16 protein-coding genes, 1 other RNA gene and 1 other annotated feature are annotated in these 17,308 nt (G+C 52.3%); of the genes, 7 read left to right on the forward strand and 10 right to left on the reverse strand.

Going from position 1 to position 17,308, the window contains the following annotated elements; all coding sequences use genetic code 11:
* Nucleotides 1–38: 38 nt before the first annotated feature.
* Together tesB and ACX9GT_RS06115 are read right to left on the reverse strand one after the other, a co-directional pair.
* Nucleotides 39–902, reverse strand: coding sequence for an acyl-CoA thioesterase II (gene tesB, locus ACX9GT_RS06110; RefSeq protein WP_473190277.1), 864 nt, complete (start codon nucleotides 900–902; stop codon nucleotides 39–41).
* A gap of 121 nt (nucleotides 903–1,023) precedes the next feature.
* Entirely contained in the window at nucleotides 1,024–1,338 is a 315-nt protein-coding gene (locus ACX9GT_RS06115; protein ID WP_473190278.1) for an MGMT family protein, read from the reverse strand.
* 155 nt (nucleotides 1,339–1,493) lie between these two features.
* Here ACX9GT_RS06115 and ffs point away from each other — a divergent pair.
* Nucleotides 1,494–1,590, forward strand: an RNA gene (gene ffs / locus ACX9GT_RS06120) — signal recognition particle sRNA small type.
* A gap of 579 nt (nucleotides 1,591–2,169) precedes the next feature.
* Here ffs and ACX9GT_RS06125 read toward each other — a convergent pair.
* The 6 genes from ACX9GT_RS06125 to sdeX form a co-directional block, all read right to left on the reverse strand.
* The gene (locus ACX9GT_RS06125) at nucleotides 2,170–2,373 is read right to left on the reverse strand and encodes an HHA domain-containing protein (RefSeq protein ID WP_431223464.1); all 204 of its coding nucleotides are present in this window, start codon (nucleotides 2,371–2,373) and stop codon (nucleotides 2,170–2,172) included.
* A gap of 50 nt (nucleotides 2,374–2,423) precedes the next feature.
* Nucleotides 2,424–2,792, reverse strand: a complete 369-nt coding sequence (gene tomB / locus ACX9GT_RS06130) for an Hha toxicity modulator TomB (RefSeq protein WP_473190279.1) — start codon at nucleotides 2,790–2,792, stop codon at nucleotides 2,424–2,426.
* Between the two features lie 755 nt (nucleotides 2,793–3,547).
* Entirely contained in the window at nucleotides 3,548–3,688 is a 141-nt protein-coding gene (gene ykgO / locus ACX9GT_RS06135) for a type B 50S ribosomal protein L36 (RefSeq protein ID WP_459399619.1), read from the reverse strand.
* 11 nt (nucleotides 3,689–3,699) lie between these two features.
* Entirely contained in the window at nucleotides 3,700–3,957 is a 258-nt protein-coding gene (locus ACX9GT_RS06140; protein ID WP_473190280.1) for a type B 50S ribosomal protein L31, read from the reverse strand.
* Nucleotides 3,958–4,132: 175 nt separating this feature from the next.
* Nucleotides 4,133–7,279: a multidrug efflux RND transporter permease subunit AcrB gene (gene acrB / locus ACX9GT_RS06145; RefSeq protein WP_473190281.1), complete on the reverse strand. Its 3,147-nt coding sequence runs from the start codon at nucleotides 7,277–7,279 to the stop codon at nucleotides 4,133–4,135.
* Nucleotides 7,280–7,297: 18 nt separating this feature from the next.
* The gene (gene sdeX / locus ACX9GT_RS06150) at nucleotides 7,298–8,488 is read right to left on the reverse strand and encodes a multidrug efflux RND transporter periplasmic adaptor subunit SdeX (protein ID WP_473190282.1); all 1,191 of its coding nucleotides are present in this window, start codon (nucleotides 8,486–8,488) and stop codon (nucleotides 7,298–7,300) included.
* Nucleotides 8,489–8,630: 142 nt separating this feature from the next.
* Between sdeX and acrR the strand changes: the two genes are divergently transcribed.
* The 3 genes from acrR (at nucleotide 8,631) to mscK (ending at nucleotide 13,139) form a co-directional block, all read left to right on the forward strand.
* A complete protein-coding gene (acrR, locus tag ACX9GT_RS06155; RefSeq protein WP_473190283.1) occupies nucleotides 8,631–9,287 on the forward strand; it encodes a multidrug efflux transporter transcriptional repressor AcrR in 657 nt (218 codons plus the stop codon).
* 10 nt (nucleotides 9,288–9,297) lie between these two features.
* Nucleotides 9,298–9,651, forward strand: a complete 354-nt coding sequence (locus tag ACX9GT_RS06160) for a DsrE/DsrF/TusD sulfur relay family protein (RefSeq protein ID WP_473190284.1) — start codon at nucleotides 9,298–9,300, stop codon at nucleotides 9,649–9,651.
* Between the two features lie 155 nt (nucleotides 9,652–9,806).
* Nucleotides 9,807–13,139: a mechanosensitive channel MscK gene (gene mscK, locus ACX9GT_RS06165; RefSeq protein WP_473190285.1), complete on the forward strand. Its 3,333-nt coding sequence runs from the start codon at nucleotides 9,807–9,809 to the stop codon at nucleotides 13,137–13,139.
* 49 nt (nucleotides 13,140–13,188) lie between these two features.
* Here mscK and rsmS read toward each other — a convergent pair whose 3' ends face one another.
* Together rsmS and priC are read right to left on the reverse strand one after the other, a co-directional pair.
* Complete coding sequence (gene rsmS, locus ACX9GT_RS06170; RefSeq protein WP_473190286.1) at nucleotides 13,189–13,371, reverse strand: pleiotropic regulatory protein RsmS; 183 nt, start codon at nucleotides 13,369–13,371, stop codon at nucleotides 13,189–13,191.
* Nucleotides 13,372–13,472: 101 nt separating this feature from the next.
* Entirely contained in the window at nucleotides 13,473–14,009 is a 537-nt protein-coding gene (gene priC, locus ACX9GT_RS06175; protein WP_473190287.1) for a primosomal replication protein PriC, read from the reverse strand.
* Nucleotides 14,010–14,154: 145 nt separating this feature from the next.
* On the opposite strand from priC, the gene ACX9GT_RS06180 reads away from it, so the two are divergent.
* The 3 genes from ACX9GT_RS06180 to dnaX all read left to right on the forward strand — a co-directional run bounded on the left by ACX9GT_RS06180 (nucleotide 14,155) and on the right by dnaX (nucleotide 17,300).
* The gene (locus tag ACX9GT_RS06180) at nucleotides 14,155–14,535 is read left to right on the forward strand and encodes a DUF454 family protein (RefSeq protein WP_473190288.1); all 381 of its coding nucleotides are present in this window, start codon (nucleotides 14,155–14,157) and stop codon (nucleotides 14,533–14,535) included.
* 160 nt (nucleotides 14,536–14,695) lie between these two features.
* Nucleotides 14,696–15,247 (forward strand): adenine phosphoribosyltransferase, encoded by a 552-nt coding sequence (gene apt / locus ACX9GT_RS06185; protein WP_473190289.1) that lies wholly within the window; start codon nucleotides 14,696–14,698, stop codon nucleotides 15,245–15,247.
* Between the two features lie 97 nt (nucleotides 15,248–15,344).
* Entirely contained in the window at nucleotides 15,345–17,300 is a 1,956-nt protein-coding gene (dnaX, locus tag ACX9GT_RS06190) for a DNA polymerase III subunit gamma/tau (protein ID WP_473190290.1), read from the forward strand.
* Nucleotides 16,633–16,697 (forward strand) — a sequence feature (DnaX frameshifting element). Its footprint overlaps the gene before it by 65 nt.
* Nucleotides 17,301–17,308 lie beyond the last annotated feature (8 nt).

The following is a 17,308-nucleotide window of genomic DNA, read 5'->3' on the forward strand; positions in this document are numbered from 1 at the left end:
TAAAATACCGGGGCGATGGCGACATCGCCCCGGTATTTTTATGCGTCGCGCTGGCGGATAACGCCTTCCTGCACCGTGGTGGCCACCAACACCCCTTCACGGGTATAGAACTGGCCGCGTACAAACCCGCGGGCACCGGAGGCCGAGGGGCTTTCCACCACGTACAGTAACCAGTCGTCCAAGCGGAACGGGCGATGGAACCACATCGAATGATCGATGGTTGCTACCTGCATGCCAGGTTCAAGGAAGCCCACGCCGTGCGGTTGCAACGCCGTTGGCAGGAAGTTGAAGTCTGATGCGTAGCCCAGTAAATATTGATGGATCCGCAGGTCATCCGGCATGGTGCCATTGGCGCGGCACCACACGTGGCGATAAGGCTCTTCCACACTACCTTTCATTGGGTTATGAAATTTTACCGGGCGCATTTCGATCGGTTTCTGGCCAATAAACTTTTCCCGCACCTTTTCCGGCAGCATGTGTGACAGCTTTTGGGCAATTTCCGATTCTGACATCAGCCCTTCTGGCGGTGGCACATCCGGCATGGTGTTTTGGTGCTCAAACCCTTGTTCCGGGGTTTGGAAAGAAGCGGTCATGTAGAAGATCGGCTTGCCATGTTGAATGGCGCTGACGCGGCGCGCGCTGAAGCTATTGCCATCGCGCAGGTTTTCTACTTCATAAATAATTGGTTGGCTGCTGTCACCAGGGCGCAGGAAATAGCTGTGGAATGAGTGTACGCTGCGCTCTTCAGGAGCGGTCTGTTTGGCGGCATACAGCGCTTGACCAACGACCTGGCCGCCAAATACCTGGCGTAACCCTAGATCTTCGCTTTGGCCGCGGTACAGGCCTTCTTCAATTTTCTCTAAATTCAACAGGTCGAGGAGGTTTTGCAGTGCCTGACTCATAAAGTGGTAACCCTTTTCATCATCATGGTGCGCAGTGTGCGGAATATTACGGCAAAACGTCAATATATTGCATTGATATCCTTTATCCATGAGGCTAGAGGATCCGTTGCTGGCCGGGCTCTTACCAACGCCAGCTATAAATCAGTAGATCGATGCTGCCCTGCGCGGTGAACGCAATGCCTTCGGCAAGCAGAGCCTGTTTTTGTCTGGTGTGATCCTCGCCACGTAATGAAATCTGGCCGTGGCGATTAATGACTCGGTGCCAGGGTAGGGTGCTGCCTTCCGGCAACTTTTTCAGTACCCCTCCCACCTGACGTGCGGCGCGTGATGAACCCGCCAAGCGGGCGACTTCGCCGTAAGTTGTCACTTTGCCGTAGGGGATGGCGGCCACCACGTGAAATACGCGCTGACGAAATGTAGCGTCTGCTGGTGCCATGTCTCTCTTCCTGCTGCATCAATCCATAAAAGGAAGTGTGCCACAGCCTGGGTGGGTAAGAAAACAGCGGTTGGCCTGGGTTGGCTTGCTATTTGGGTAGCCATCGCTGATAATGCCCACCGCTTCGCAGTTAATGAAGCCGTCAATGGGGGCCCTGTTGGTTCTCCCGCAACACTAACTTGTGAACTCGGTCAGATCCGGAAGGAAGCAGCCGTAGCAGGTAACGTGTGTGCCGGGATGTAGCTGGCAGGGTTCCCACCAATTTCACTTTCCCCCAAAATCACTGACTAATACCTTCTCTCGTTATTTCATCTGCACGATGAAGTAATAGATATCGATAAAGACAACCTGTTCGACACTTAATTCTTTTTAACAGCAATCATTTTGACCATGAGCCATGTTGGTGGCGTTGATGGCAATGGGGTGTTGCAGGAAATTACCGTGTTTTCGAACAGAAACATCAATGGATTAGCGTTGGCAGATAGTCATCCGCCTGAAATTAATGTCGTGCTATCAGACCGGTTTCCCTGAAATTCTGTATGGATGAGTTTGTTTACAATTAGCCGCCACTATTTTTACCGTAGTGACATATAGCCCATCTAAATGATGAATAATTAACCGCTATTCGTTTACAGCAACCGTTACTTAACGGCACTGCGGCGTTAATACGCAGCGCAAAAGAAACCACCATCTTTAATTGAAAAGCATTTCCAATTATTTCAAAAAGATTGTTTGCGGCATAGGAAAACCCCTGATTTTTTAAGATAAATACCTAGTCAGGGTAGCAATTGAAGCCGATAGCAATATCGGCCCAACGCGATGGTGTTTTGATTATCTTACAAATTTCCAAACGGCAACGGGGATCTTATCGTACAGCTTGTTCATGGTCAGTTCGGCCAGGCGATGGTCTGCTGCAGAGTAGAACAATTCCAGCTCATCGTTAGAAAGTTCGTACTTATTTTTCTCAATAACTCGCTCAAGAGTGTCAATCGTGGTGCATTTACGCAAACGCATCAGATAGTCAATTTTTGTCATGGTAACCTTTAATCTTATTAACCGTAAAATTGTTTGAGGATAATTATCCCCTAAGTTTTCATCGTCGTACAGATGCCCTCTCCTGAGAACATTCTGAATAATCGCGCCTTGGTTTTTTGCCAGCGGCGCAAATCGGAGTCATTAATACCGTAACTGCTGAACAGTGTATAGGTATCGTCGAGATACTCTTCAACTAACTCCGACAAATCACTTTCGTCCATGTATTTAATTCTAAAGCTCATTACAAACGAAGCAATATGTTCAATCAACTCGTTAAGCTGCAGATTGACGGAAGACGTTGGATCGTTTACCCAACCATGGCTGCTGTCACCTAAAGTGACCATACCTTCCTCATACAAATTCTCACACAAGAATTTGAGTTGTGCAATATCATGCCTTTTAGGCGAATACTCATCCATATCATCCCCCGTAAGTCTTAATTTCGGTGTTGATAACACTCTGTGAGTACACTGATTTACATCATAGACGGATGCAGCTTAACAAGGACTAAATAAACTATCCGTATAATTAATATAAGTCATTTCTTGCCATTTGGCCTGTTACTATTACTGAAACTTACAATTCATTAGCAACTGATGGAGCAAGTTATCGATAACACCAAATACCTGGCTCTTTTCACTAGAGTAAATGTACGGGTATCATTAATGTATTCACCACCGCTGATATCCCGATATGTGTTAAAAATTGACCTTTATTGGCGATAACCTATTGAATCATCTACGTTGTCTAAAGCTTCAGCTCAAGTGTTTCTAATGGGTTTCCGGAGTAATGCACATTCTCTGAATAAACATACAACCTGCTGTTAGCATAAGTATCTACTTAGATTACTTATTATTAATCATTTTTTTAATTGTTTCACTGCAGGTGTGCCTACTCTGAAACAACAGATCAATGTCACATACGTGGAGTACCAGGTTGTTGCACGATTCACCCTTCTATCTTACTCCTTTTTTGCCCATTGGTGGGCAAACTTTTCGTTGAATAAGTTTTTTTACCGTTCGCTAACGTTTGTACATACCTTAATAACCGGATTGATCACTGGTGTGACAAACAGAACCGGGGGATGTTTACGACAATCAATGTTGTGATGAGGGGATATGAAAAAGCCCCGTTGAGCAACCACGGGGCGTTGATACAGATAGCACTTCAGGCGTTAACGCTTTTTCTTGTGCCCTTGTACTGCTTTGAATCGTGGATTGGATTTACAGATTACATAGATACGACCATGGCGGCGTACCACTTTGCAATCTGGATGACGATGCTTTGCCGAACGCAATGAACTCAAAACCTGCATGATGACCCCTGTTATTTTTTGTTGCCGAGGAAACTGCCAAAACGTTGCTGGAAACGGGCGGTGCTGCCTTCTTTTGAGAACTCTTTCTGCTTGCCGGTATAGTACGGATGCGAAGCAGAAGAGACATCGATCGTGACATAGGGCCAACGTTGGCCATCAAGATCGATAGTACGCTCGGTTTTAATCGTCGAACCTACTTTAAAATAGGTATCGGCGCTGAGATCGTGGAATACCACGGTGCGGTAGTTGGGATGAATGCCTGCTTTCATGATGAACTCAATTGTTATGTTATAATATATCATTAAATATAAATTGCACCGAGGGGAGGATCAAGGAGAAAATGCGTTTGCAGGTTATTTAATGAGAGTAGTTTGCATTTACAGCATGACAAGCAAAGAAAAAGGCCGCATCAGAGCGCGGCCTTAGTGTTGATAAAGAAGAGGATCAGTGATGCTCAACCGGATGATTGTGTTCCAGGTCTTCAGACTTTTTACTGAAGCGGCGGCGAACCACCACGAAGAACACCGGTACAAAGAAGATAGCCAAGACGGTTGCGGCGATCATCCCGCCCATCACACCCGTACCTACGGCATTCTGTGCGCCAGAGCCTGCACCGCTGCTGATAACCAGCGGCATTACCCCTAGGATAAACGCCAGCGAGGTCATCAGGATGGGGCGCAGACGCATACGTACCGCTTCCAGCGTGCCTTCAACCAGACCTTTGCCCTCTTTTTCCATCAGGTCTTTGGCGAATTCCACAATCAATATTGCGTTTTTCGCCGATAGCCCAATGGTGGTCAATAGGCCTACCTGGAAGTAAACGTCGTTCTCCAGCCCACGCAGGGTTGCAGCGACCAGAGCACCGACCACCCCCAATGGCACCACCAGCATCACCGAGAAGGGTATCGACCAGCTTTCATACAGTGCAGCCAGACACAAGAACACCACGATCAGCGAGATAGCATACAGTGACGGAGCCTGGTTACCGGACAGACGTTCCTGATAGGACATACCGGTCCAGTCATAGCCCACGCCGCTTGGCAGTTTGGCCGCCAGTTCTTCCATCATGTTCATGGCTTCACCGGTACTTTTGCCAGGTGCTGCCTGACCGAGGATCTCCATGGATGGCAGACCGTTATAGCGTTCCAAACGTGGTGAACCGAACTCCCATTTCGCACTGGCGAAAGCAGAGAACGGCACCATCTGGCCGGAACTGCCACGGACATACCAGTTATCAATATCACCCGGCAACATACGGAACGGGGCTTCAGCTTGCAGATAAACTTTCTTCACGCGGCCACGATCGATGAAATCGTTAACGTAAGATCCGCCCAGTGCCGAGCTTAAGGTGGTATTGATATCGCTCAGGGAGACGCCCAAAGCCAGCGCTTTCTCCTGATCGATCTCCAGTTTGAACTGCGGTGTATCTTCCAGGCCGTTCGGGCGCATACCGACCAATAAGTCGGGATGCTGTGCCGCCATGCCTAGCAGTTGGTTACGGGCTTCGGTCAGTTTTTCATGCCCCAGGTTACCCTGGTCGATCAACTGGAAGTCAAAGCCGGTCGCGGTGCCCAGTTCAACAATCGCTGGTAAGTTAAAGGCGAATACCAGACCATCCTTAATCTGTGAGAACGCCCCCATGGCACGGCCGACGATAGCGGGCACCTTGTTTTGCTCGCCGCTACGTTCAGACCAGTCTTTCAAACTGACGAATGCCAGACCGGTGTTCTGCCCTTGGCCGCTGAAACCGAAGCCGTTAACGGTAAATACCGAGTTAACGTTGTCTTTTTCATTGGTCAGGAAGTAATTATTTACTTCCTCCAGCACTTTTTGGGTCCGTTCCTGAGTGGCACCTGCTGGCATTTGTACCATGGTTAACAACATGCCCTGGTCTTCTTCCGGTAGGAATGAAGAAGGTAGACGCAGGAACAGCAGGCCCATACCGACCACGATCAGCAGGTAGATCACCAGATAACGGCCGGTGCTGCGCAGGATATTTGCCACGCTGTCGGTGTAGTGGTGCGTGCTCTTTTCAAACAGGCGGTTAAACCAGCCGAAGAATCCGGTAGTCACACCGTGATCGCCTTTCGCGATCGGTTTCAGCATCGTGGCACACAGTGCAGGCGTCAGAATCAACGCCACCAGCACCGACAGCACCATGGCAGAAACGATGGTAATTGAGAACTGACGATAGATCGCCCCGGTTGAGCCGCCGAAGAAGGCCATCGGGACAAATACCGCCGACAGCACCAGTGCGATCCCCACCAACGCGCCCTGGATCTGATCCATAGACTTTCGGGTGGCTTCTTTTGGCGGCAAACCTTCTTCCGCCATCACACGTTCGACGTTTTCCACCACCACGATGGCATCGTCTACCAGCAAGCCTATCGCCAACACCATACCGAACATTGTCAGGGTGTTTATCGAATAGCCAAAGGTGGCCAGAATGGCGAATGTTCCCAGTAAAACCACCGGTACGGCGATCGTTGGGATCAGCGTGGCGCGGAAGTTTTGCAGGAACAGATACATCACCATAAACACCAGGATGATCGCTTCAATCAGCGTTTTTACCACTTCGTGAATCGAGATTTTAACGAAGGGGGTGGTGTCATACGGATAAACCACTTTCAGGCTGGACGGGAAGAAAGGCTCCAGCTTGGCCAGCTCTGCTTTAACAGCGGCGGCCGTATTCAGCGCGTTGGCACCGGTCGCCAGCTTGATACCGATACCGGAAGCCGGTTTACCGTTAAAGCGGGCAATCACGTTGTAGCTTTCACCACCCAGTTCAACCTTGGCAACGTCGCGCAGGAGCACCTGTGAACCATCGGCATTCACTTTCAGCATGATTTTGCTGAACTCTTCCGGCGAAGTCAGGCGGGTCTGTGCAATGATCGACGCGTTCAACTGCTGGCCTTGAACCGGTGGAGTCCCACCAAGCTGGCCTGCCGCGATCTGGTTGTTCTGCACTTTGATAGCTGCGATCACATCTCCAGGCGTCAACTGGAAGTTGTTCAACTTGTTCGGATCCAGCCAGATACGCATGGCATATTGGGAACCGAAGAGCTGAACAGTACCGACACCAGAAGTACGGCTGATAGGATCCTTGATGTTGGAACCTACGTAGTCCGCGATATCTTCCTGCGTCATGCTGCCGTCTTCAGAAATAAAACCGGCGACCATCAGGAAGCTGCTGCTTGATTTCTCCACGCTCACGCCCTGCTGCTGCACTTCCTGCGGCAATAGGGGCATGGCCAGTTGCAGTTTGTTCTGCACCTGTACCTGAGCGATATCCGGATCGGTACCCGAGTTGAATGTCAGCGTGATCTGAACGTTGCCAGACGAATCACTGCTGGAGGACATATACAGCAGGCCATCGATACCGTTCATGTTCTGTTCGATAACCTGCGTTACGGTATCCTGCACCGTTTTGGCGTCAGCACCTGGATAGTTGGCGGCGATAGTCACCGCCGGTGGCGCAATGGTCGGATATTGCGCGATAGGCAGCTTCATTATCGACAAGATGCCTGCCAACATAATAATGATGGCAATGACCCATGCGAAAATGGGGCGATCTATAAAGAACTTAGCCATGTATTACCGGCTCCTTTTTTATGACTTCTTCGCGGATTCAGGCTGAGTCTGAGCGGGGGCCTGGCTGTCAGCTTCTTGCGCTTTCACCTGGGCACCTGGTCTGATCTTCTGCAAGCCAGTGACAATCACACGATCGCCAGCTTTCAGGCCAGCAGTCACAAGCCATTTATCGCCAATGGCCTGTGCGGCGGTCAGCGTACGCAATTCCACTTTATCGCCAGCGCCAACAACCAAGGCCGTTGCTTCGCCACGCGGGTTGCGTGTTATACCCTGTTGTGGAACCAGCAAGGCTTCGTTACGCACCCCTTCGTCCAGACGGGCACGGACGAACATACCGGGCAGCAGGGCATCATTTGGATTAGGGAAGATTGCGCGGATGGTGATGGAACCGGTGGTTTGATCAACGGTAACGTCCGAGAATTCCAACGTCCCTTCATGCGCATATTCCTGCCCGTTTTCCAGCAGCAGTTTCACCTTGGCTTTGCCGTTTTCCTGCTGAAGGGTACCATCAGCCAGTTCCTGTTTCAGGCGCAGAAAATCATTGCTGGACTGGGTGACATCCACATACATCGGATCAAGCTGTTGTACGGTGGTCATGGCAGTCACTTGCCCGGTGGAAACCAGCGCCCCTTCGGTCACGGTAGAGATGCCAGCACGGCCGGAGATCGGCGAAGTGACCTTGGTGTAAGCCAGATTGATGCGCGCAGCCTCTACTGCGGCCTTGGCAGCCACAACGGCAGCATTGGCTTGCAGCTGAGTTGAAACGGCAGTGTCATAATCCTGCTTACTGACGTAATTGGTGCCCAGTAAGGGTTTGTAGCGCGTCACCGTCAGACGGGCGATTTCCGCAGCGGCCTGGGCTTTGGCCAGATCGCCTTTGGCGCTGTCATAAGCGGCCTGATAGGTTGCCGGATCGATTTGATAGAGTGAAACACCGGCTTTGATATCGCTGCCTTCGGTAAAGTTACGTTTCAGGATAATGCCGCTAACCTGAGGGCGAACTTCGGCGATGCGGTATGCTGCGGTGCGGCCAGGAAGATCGGTAGTGATGTTGAGAGGTTCAGCCTTCAATGTCACGACACCCACGGTAGGAGCGGGGTGTTGGGCACCTTGTTGCTGAGTTTCTTTATCGTTACATCCTGTAAGCACTAAGCTGCCTGAAAGCATCAGAACTGCCGCCAGAGGCGTTAACCCTCTGTTTTTGTTCATAGAAAAACCTCAAGTGTCCGATTTCAAAATGATCAATGGATCACAAGCTTTAAAACCCATTGCTGCGTTAATTTTATGTGCGTGCTATGGTACATACATTCGCGAATGTATGTAAATCACACTTCCCCTAAAAAGCAACGTCATGGCACGAAAAACCAAACAGCAGGCGCTAGAAACACGACAACAGATTCTCGACGCTGCAGTGAGAGAGTTCTCTGAACGTGGCGTTTCAGCAACGTCACTGACAGATATTGCTACCGCGGCGGGGGTCACGCGTGGTGCAATTTACTGGCACTTTAAAAATAAGGTAGACCTGTTCAGCGAGGTCTGGGAATTGTCAGAGTCGAAAATAGGCGACCTGGAGATAGAGTATCAGACAAAGTTTCCTGATAATCCACTGCGTATTTTAAGAGAGATTTTGATTTACATTCTGACAGCTACGGTGGATGACTGCCGTCGTCGTGCTCTGATGGAGATTGTTTTTCACAAATGCGAGTTCGTGGGCGAAATGATGCCGCTGCATGACGCGCGCAAAATACTTTATCTGGAAGGTTACGATCGTATCGAATGCGTATTGCGCAATAGCATGGATCATGGCCAGCTACCCGCCGATTTGCACACCCGTCGTGCCGCTATCATCTTACATGCCTATGTCACGGGCCTGATGGAAAACTGGCTGTTTATGCCGGAAAGCTTTGATCTGAAAGCCGAAGCGAGTGTATTAGTAGATACTTTCATCGATATGGTGCAACTCAGCCCAACCCTGCGCGTGCAACCGCAGGAACGCCAACCTTTATAAGGAGAGCTTTATGTCATCCGTTTTACTGATCGCCAATGGCGCGGCTTACGGCCAGGAGTCATTATTTAATGCGTTGCGCTTGGCCATTACCCTGAAAGAGCAGCAGCCCGATATTGATCTCAAGCTGTTTCTGATGTCCGATGCGGTTGTTGCCGGTATTGCCGGGCAGCAGCCGCGTGAAGGCTATCATTTGCAGCAGATGCTGGAGATCCTGACGGCACAGCAGGTCACGGTAAAACTGTGTAAAACCTGTGCCGACGCGCGCGGTGTCAGCCAACTGAAACTGGCCGATGGCGTCGAGATCGGTACGCTGGTGGAACTGGCGCAATGGACGTTGGCGGCCGAAAAGGTGCTCACCTTTTAAATCTTAACGGTACATCACCGGCAACGTTTTTCTTATTCATTACCCGCCTGCGATCCTGTAGTCTGATTTTCCCATTGTCAAACCGATGTTAAATCATGAATCGCAGGTTCATCACAGTATCTTCTCAGACAGTTTCTCTGTTGCGCGGAGCAGATATGACCCGCACTATCGCCCTATTTCTGCTGTTGTTTGCCATGGTCTTTCTGCCACCCGTTGCCAATGCGGCGCAGAATGGTGATATTCCTTCCCGCAGTGACATTCAAAGCCAGCTTGATTCGCTAAGCAAACAGAAAACCCTGACGCCAGCGGAGAAGCTGTCGCAACAAGATTTAACCCACACCATAGAGCTGCTCGATGCCATTGATCGCACCCGGCAAGAGGCGAATGATCTTAAGCAGCAGCTTCAGCAGGCTCCGGTAAAATTACAGCAGATCACCAAGGCGCTGGAGGCGCTGAAGAACCCGGCTAATGAGGCTCTGACCCGCGCTGAGTTGCAGCCGCTTTCCCTGCGGCAGTTGGAAAGCCGCCTGTATCAGACGCTGGACGAGTTGCAGAACACCCAGGAAAGCCTCTCCACCTACAACAGCGAGCTTATTTCGTTGCAGACTCAGCCTGAGCGGGTACAGAGCACCATGTATACCGCCTCGCAGCGCCTGCAAGAGATCCGCAATCTGCTTAACGATCGCTCGCCAGGGCAGGCGGCGTTGCGCAGCACTCAACAGGTGATGCTCAATACCGAGCAGGTATTGCTCAACGCCGAGATAGAGTTGCAGCGTAGAAGCCTGGAGGCCAACACCACGTTGCAGGATCTGCTGCAAAAGCAGCGTGATTACACCACCATGAGCATTGATGCGCTCGATCACCGGGTGCAGGTGTTGCAGGATGTGGTGAATAACAAACGCCTGACGCTGTCGGAAAAAACGGCGAAAGAGGCGCAGAATCCAGAAGATACTACAGACATTCAGCACGATCGCCTGGTGAGCAAAGAGCTGGACGTTAACCGCCAGATCAGCCAACGGCTGATTGCCGCCACGGAAGAAAGCAACACCCTGTTCCAGCAGAATATCCAGGTTAAGAACTGGCTCGATCGTGGCCTGCAATCGGAACGTAATCTGAAAGAACAGATCCAGGTGCTGAAAGGCAGTCTGGTGCTGTCACGCATCCTTTATCAGCAGCAGCAGAACCTGCCGCCAAGGACGCTGGCATCGGACATGAGCACTCAGATCGCCGATCTGCGCTTGGAGCAGTTTGAAATCAATCAGCAACGCGATGAGCTTTTCAAGGGTGATGATTTCATCAACAAACTGGTGGCCGCCAGCAAAGAAAAGGCCAGCGGTGATGTGATTGATGCGCTGAATGAAATTATCGATATGCGCCGCGAGTTGCTCGATCAACTGAATAAACAGCTCAACAATCAACTGTCGCTGGCGATTAATTTGCAGATTAACCAGCAGCAACTGACCAGCGTTTACACCTCAGTGCAGGACACGCTGACCCAGCAGATTTTCTGGGTTAACAGCAATCGGCCCATCGATCTCACCTGGCTGAAGGCGATGCCGGGGGCGATCGAAGAGCAGCTTGCCGCGCTGAATTTCAAGTTTGAACCCGGCCAGATGTTGATGGGCGGGCTACAGGCGCTGGTTTTCCTGATCCCATTGCTGGTTGTCATTGGGCTGCTGCGTTGGCGTTATCGCCTGATCGATAGCCATTTACAGAAACTGGCCAATGATGTCGGCCAGTTAAAGCGCGATACTCAACTGCATACGCCGAAAGCCATCCTGCTGACGCTGCTGAAGGTGTTACCGGGCTCGCTGTTGCTGTTGGGGGCCGGGTTCTGGTTCTATCGGGCAGAATTCACGGTCAGCGATTTTATCTGGGCGCTGTCGCAACAGTTGGCGCTATTCTGGCTGGTATTCGGCTTTGCCTTCCGTATGCTGGCACCAGGTGGTATTTCAGAGCGTCACTTCAATATCCCAATCGATCGCTGTGAGCATTATCGCCGCCAGACGCTCAGGCTGGGTCTGACCCTACTGCCGCTGATCTTCTGGTCGGTGCTGGGTGAAAAGGCACCGCTGCGGCTGGTGGAAGATGTCATTGGTCAGGTGGTGGTGACTTTGACGTTGTCGCTGTTGTCGGTACTGGTATTTCCGCTGTGCCGCGATAGCTGGCGTGAGAAAGGCCCTCATGCGGTGAGACTGGTGGTCTTCACTATGATTGCCGTTATGCCTATGATCCTGATGGGGCTGATGTTTGTGGGTTATTTCTATACCGCGCTGCGTTTGGCGGGGCGCTGGATTGACAGCCTGTATCTGTTCTTCCTGTGGAATGTGGTTTATCAGACGGCCATCCGTGGCTTAAGCGTGGCGGCACGTCGTTTAGCCTATCGTCGTGCGTTGGCGCGGCGCCAGAATCTGGCAAAAGAGAAAGAAGGGGCTGAAGGCAGTGAAGTGGTGGAAGAACCCCCATTGGCGCTGGATCAAATCAATCAGCAGTCGCTGCGTTTGACCACCATGGTGCTGTTCCTGGTTTTTGCCACCGCGTTCTATGCGATCTGGTCGGACTTGGTGACGGTATTCTCTTATCTCGACAGTATTTCCCTGTGGCATTACGCCAGCACGATCGCGGGCACCAGTGTGCCGCAGGCGGTCACCTTGGGGAATATGTTGATGGCGATCGTGACGGTGATTGTCACCTATGACATGACGCGCAACCTGCCGGGGCTGCTCGAAGTGCTGGTGCTCTCGCGCCTGCAACTGCGGCAGGGAGCCTCTTATGCCATCACCACCATTCTGACCTATCTGATTACCACCGTGGGAACGATCACCGCGCTGAGTTCGCTGGGCGTTTCCTGGGATAAACTACAGTGGCTGGTGGCGGCGCTGTCTGTAGGCCTGGGGTTCGGGCTACAGGAGATCTTCGCCAACTTCGTTTCCGGCCTGATTATTCTGTTTGAACGCCCGGTGCGTATTGGCGATACCATTACAATCGGCACCTTTTCGGGCACGGTCAGTAAAATCCGCATTCGCGCCACGACCATCACCGATTTTGACCGTAAAGAGGTGATTATTCCCAATAAGGCGTTTGTGACCGAACGGCTGATTAACTGGTCGCTGTCTGACACCATTACCCGCGTGCTGATTAAGGTCGGTGTGGCTTATGGTTCCGATCTGGATAAGGTGAAAGCGGTGCTGTTGCAGGCGGCGCACGAAAACCCGCGCGTTATGACCGATCCTGAACCGCAGGTATTCTTCCTTAACTTTGGTGCCAGCACGCTGGATCATGAGTTGCGTCTCTACGTGCGCGAATTGCGCGACCGCAGCTATACCGTGGATGAACTGAACCGCTCAATTGAGCGTTTGTGCCGTGAAAACGATATCAATATCGCCTTTAACCAACTGGAAGTGTATTTACATAATCAACAGGGGAATGAGGTGCAGGAAGTGAAGCGGACGCAAGCTCAGAATAATGGTGGTCAACCAGCGGTTTAATTTAGCGGGCCGACAAGGCGGTGCTGTACAAGTGAAAGTCAGTGCACCGTCATTGTTGGCCAGTCGGTTGATAGAGCGACGTCATGCCTGCACGCTGTACTTTTTCCTGATAATCCTTTTTGACAATGTCCAATGCAGCCAGCGCCGTTGCCGGATCGATTTCGTTACATTCCAGCAGATAAATCAGATCTACCGCCAGTTGTAATTCTGGAGAAGCATTATCTATAGACATAAGTCCAACGTGTCGAGTGAATGAGTGATATACCGTTCTGGCTGAGTATAGTGAACATCGCGTTGGGGAGGGAATAATCATTCAAATAATGTGATAACTATTCAAAAACCGTTTTCTTTTCGTTCAATATTACGCTCAATACGCGCTAATGCTTGCCGACAACGCACTAATCGGCCTTCGAACGCCGCCAGTTCCTGCTGGAGCTTTTTCTGCGCTGCGAAGGTGGTTTGCTGCCCCAACAGGTTTTCCCGATCCTCAATCATCGCTATCAAACGGCGTTCATACTCCTGATGTTCGGCCAGCTTGTGATACAAATCGACGGCGGCCACCTCTTTGGGTTGATTCTTGCGCCTGAGCACCTGGGTAGCCATTTCGCGCTGTAATGCGGTGAGCTGTGTGACCAGTTTTTCCGCCAGAAAGGCGACGTGAGCGGTGCGGTTATCCTTTACCGCGCTCTGTAACTGGGCAAAGTTCTTTTTTATTTCGGCCAGATAGTCACGTAAACGCGTACCGTGGTTGGAAAACAGCGCAACGTCAAAACGTGCCTGGGGGATCGGCACATCGCCACGGGGTTGCACTTCGCTGGCTAATGCGGCGATCTGCTGTTCGAGGGCTTGTAGTAAGCGCTGCGTACTCACGGGATGTCCTTCGGGGAAACGTTTGTTGCTAAGCTTGCCCGTGAACGGCATCTGAAACAAGCCGCGTGTGGATAAACCGGTCAACTGGCAGAGTAAAGGCCCAGAGTGATACAGTACGCGGGCCATCATGATGATAAGGACAGGCATGACGCGTTGGTTATTAATGTTATTGGGTTGGCTGGCGGTGCTGCTGGCAACGCTGGGCGTCGTGCTGCCGTTGTTGCCGACCACGCCGTTCCTGCTCTTGGCCGCCTGGTGTTTTGCCCGTTCATCGCCGCGTTTTCATCACTGGTTGCTGTATCGCTCATGGTTTGGTGCCTATCTGCGCCACTGGCAGCAACATCGCGCATTACCACCGGGGGCCAAATGGAAGGCGGTACTGCTGATTGTACTGACGTTCGCCGTTTCACTGTGGCTAGTGAAGCTCTGGTGGGTCAGGGGCGTGCTGTTGGTGATGCTGGCTGCCCTGCTGACCTTTATGCTAAGGCTGCCGGTTATTGATCGGGAGCAACAAAAAACGCGCTGATTGTGCTGCGTCAGTTGCATTTATCGCGCATTTTGCATAGATTTGGGCGTTTTCGTGCGCAGGCTTCTCCCCCTCTGATTATTCTTGCCCAAGGCATTGCCCTGCCGGGGTTTGAGGAGCCTGTGTGGAAGTTATCAGGTAGTTTTATCAGGCAATAACTATGACCGCGACTGCACAGCAGCTTCAGTTTATTAAAGACAGTATCAAAACCATCCCCGACTACCCGAAGCCGGGCATTCTGTTTCGTGATGTGACCAGCCTGTTGGAAAACCCGCTGGCTTACGCTGCCAGCATTGAACTGCTGGTTGAGCGTTACCGCGAGGCGGGATTTACCAAGGTGGTGGGTACCGAGGCGCGTGGTTTCCTGTTTGGTGCTCCGGTGGCGCTGGCGTTGGGCATTGGTTTTGTGCCGGTTCGCAAACCGGGTAAATTGCCGCGTGCCACCCTCAGCGAAAGCTATGAGCTGGAATACGGCACTGATCGGTTGGAGATCCATACCGATGCCATTACCGCCGGTGACAAAGTGCTGGTGGTAGACGATCTGCTGGCGACAGGCGGCACTATCGAAGCCACCGCAACGCTGATCCGCCGCCTGGGTGGTGAAGTAAAAGACGCGGCCTTTATTATCAACCTGCCGGATCTCGGTGGTGAAACGCGCCTGAATGGCCTCGGCATTGATTGCTACTGCCTGGTCAACTTTGCAGGGCACTGATTTGTAGCAGCGGCTCGGCATTACCATAACGGCCTCGCGGAACGCCGCGGGGCTGTGTTAGCATGACCCTCCAGACCACTCGACTTCTCCGGTATCAATGAGCTATCAGGTTCTAGCCCGTAAGTGGCGCCCTCAAACGTTTGCAGATGTTGTCGGACAGGAACACGTCCTGACGGCGTTGGCTAATGGCCTCTCTTTGGGGCGGATCCATCACGCCTATCTGTTCTCGGGCACGCGCGGCGTGGGCAAAACCTCCATCGCCCGCCTGCTGGCCAAAGGCCTGAACTGTGAAACCGGTATCACCGCCACCCCTTGTGGCCAATGTGATAACTGCCGCGAGATTGAACAGGGGCGCTTTGTCGATCTGATCGAGATCGACGCAGCGTCCAGAACCAAAGTGGAAGACACCCGCGATCTGCTGGATAACGTGCAATACGCCCCGGCGCGTGGTCGTTTCAAGGTTTACCTGATCGATGAAGTGCATATGCTCTCGCGTCACAGCTTCAATGCGCTGTTGAAAACGCTGGAAGAGCCGCCTTCGCACGTCAAGTTCCTGCTGGCGACTACCGATCCACAAAAACTGCCGGTGACTATTCTTTCGCGTTGCCTGCAATTTCATCTCAAGGCGTTGGACGTTGAGCAGATCCGTACTCAACTGGAAACCATCTTGCAGGCGGAACACATCACCAGTGACGCCCGAGCGCTGCAACTGCTGGCGCGCGCTGCCGACGGCAGTATGCGTGATGCCCTCAGCCTGACCGATCAGGCGATTGCCATGGGGCAAGGGCAGGTGACGACTCTCACCGTTGGCCAGATGCTCGGCACGTTAGACGATGAGCAACCGCTGGCCATTCTTGAAGCCTTGGTCAGCGCCGACGGTGAAAAAGTGATGGCGCAGGTGGCTCAGGCCGCATCACGCGGCGTCGATTGGGAAACCCTGCTGGTAGAAACGCTGGCCTTGCTGCACCGCATTGCGATGATTCAGTTGCTGCCCACCGCGCTGGATAACCACTACGCCGCCATTGAACAGCGTTTGCGTGAATTAGCGCGCACTCTGCCACCGGCAGATCTCCAGCTTTATTACCAAGTCCTGCTGGTTGGGCGTAAAGAGCTGGCCTACGCGCCGGATCGCCGTATGGGCGTTGAGATGACCCTGCTGCGTGCGTTGGCATTTCACCCGAAAGCCGTGATCCCTGAACCGGTCGCCATGGTGCAACAGGCTCCAATGGTGCAACCGCAAAGCCAGATAGCACCTGCACCGCAACCACAGTTTCAGGACGCGCCGCCACCTTTAGGGCAGGCGGCAGCGCCACAGAATCATCAACCAACGAGTTTACCCGATGCTACCGCGCAACTGCTGAAAGCGCGAACCCAGTTGCTGCGGCAACAGGGGGCATCCACACCAAAAAAGAGTGAGCCGGCTGCGCCTGGAACAGCGCGGTCGGCAAACTCAGCGCTGGAGCGGTTAGCTTCCGTGACTGAGCGCAGCCAGCAGCGTCAGGCGGAAAAGGCGGTGGCGGAAAAGCCCGCCAAACCGGAAGCCTATCGCTGGCGTGCGCAGACCGAACCGGAAGCCGCTCCTGAGTCATTGGCCACCCCCAAAGCATTACGCACGGCGCTGGAGCACGAAAAAACGCCCGAGCTGTCAGCTAAACTGGTGGTTGAGTCGATTGCGCGTGATGCTTGGGCGGCGGAAATCGATCGGTTGCAGATACCGAAACTGGTGCAGCAACTGGCGTTGAATGCCTTTAAAGAAGCGTTGGAACCAGGCAGAATTTGTCTCCACCTGCGGTCTTCGCAGCGCCATCTGAATTCGCCTTCGGCGCAGAAGACGCTGGCTGATGCGCTCGGCGAGCTGTATGGCAGCCCGGTTGAACTCAGCGTGGTGGAAGACGATAACCCGGCGGAGCGGACTCCGCTGGAGTGGCGGCAAGCCATTTATGAAGAAAAACTGGCGCAGGCTCGCCAGTCCATTGTTGCGGATACCCATATTCAGACGCTGTGCCGGTTTTTCGACGCGGATCTGGATGAAGACAGTATCCGCCCTATTTAACGCGGCGC

It is taken from the genome of Serratia sp. YWN4 (assembly GCF_055790845.1).

What these genes read in the sequence shown, in the direction of transcription:
- tesB (WP_473190277.1), bottom strand. Translation starts at nt 902, where the DNA reads ATGAGTCAGGCACTGCAAAACCTCCTCGACCTGTTGAATTTAGAGAAA.
- ACX9GT_RS06115 (WP_473190278.1), bottom strand. Translation starts at nt 1,338, where the DNA reads ATGGCACCAGCAGACGCTACATTTCGTCAGCGCGTATTTCACGTGGTG.
- ACX9GT_RS06125 (WP_431223464.1), bottom strand. Translation starts at nt 2,373, where the DNA reads ATGACAAAAATTGACTATCTGATGCGTTTGCGTAAATGCACCACGATT.
- tomB (WP_473190279.1), bottom strand. Translation starts at nt 2,792, where the DNA reads ATGGATGAGTATTCGCCTAAAAGGCATGATATTGCACAACTCAAATTC.
- ykgO (WP_459399619.1), bottom strand. Translation starts at nt 3,688, where the DNA reads ATGCAGGTTTTGAGTTCATTGCGTTCGGCAAAGCATCGTCATCCAGAT.
- ACX9GT_RS06140 (WP_473190280.1), bottom strand. Translation starts at nt 3,957, where the DNA reads ATGAAAGCAGGCATTCATCCCAACTACCGCACCGTGGTATTCCACGAT.
- acrB (WP_473190281.1), bottom strand. Translation starts at nt 7,279, where the DNA reads ATGGCTAAGTTCTTTATAGATCGCCCCATTTTCGCATGGGTCATTGCC.
- sdeX (WP_473190282.1), bottom strand. Translation starts at nt 8,488, where the DNA reads ATGAACAAAAACAGAGGGTTAACGCCTCTGGCGGCAGTTCTGATGCTT.
- acrR (WP_473190283.1), top strand. Translation starts at nt 8,631, where the DNA reads ATGGCACGAAAAACCAAACAGCAGGCGCTAGAAACACGACAACAGATT.
- ACX9GT_RS06160 (WP_473190284.1), top strand. Translation starts at nt 9,298, where the DNA reads ATGTCATCCGTTTTACTGATCGCCAATGGCGCGGCTTACGGCCAGGAG.
- mscK (WP_473190285.1), top strand. Translation starts at nt 9,807, where the DNA reads ATGACCCGCACTATCGCCCTATTTCTGCTGTTGTTTGCCATGGTCTTT.
- rsmS (WP_473190286.1), bottom strand. Translation starts at nt 13,371, where the DNA reads ATGTCTATAGATAATGCTTCTCCAGAATTACAACTGGCGGTAGATCTG.
- ACX9GT_RS06180 (WP_473190288.1), top strand. Translation starts at nt 14,155, where the DNA reads ATGACGCGTTGGTTATTAATGTTATTGGGTTGGCTGGCGGTGCTGCTG.
- apt (WP_473190289.1), top strand. Translation starts at nt 14,696, where the DNA reads ATGACCGCGACTGCACAGCAGCTTCAGTTTATTAAAGACAGTATCAAA.
- dnaX (WP_473190290.1), top strand. Translation starts at nt 15,345, where the DNA reads ATGAGCTATCAGGTTCTAGCCCGTAAGTGGCGCCCTCAAACGTTTGCA.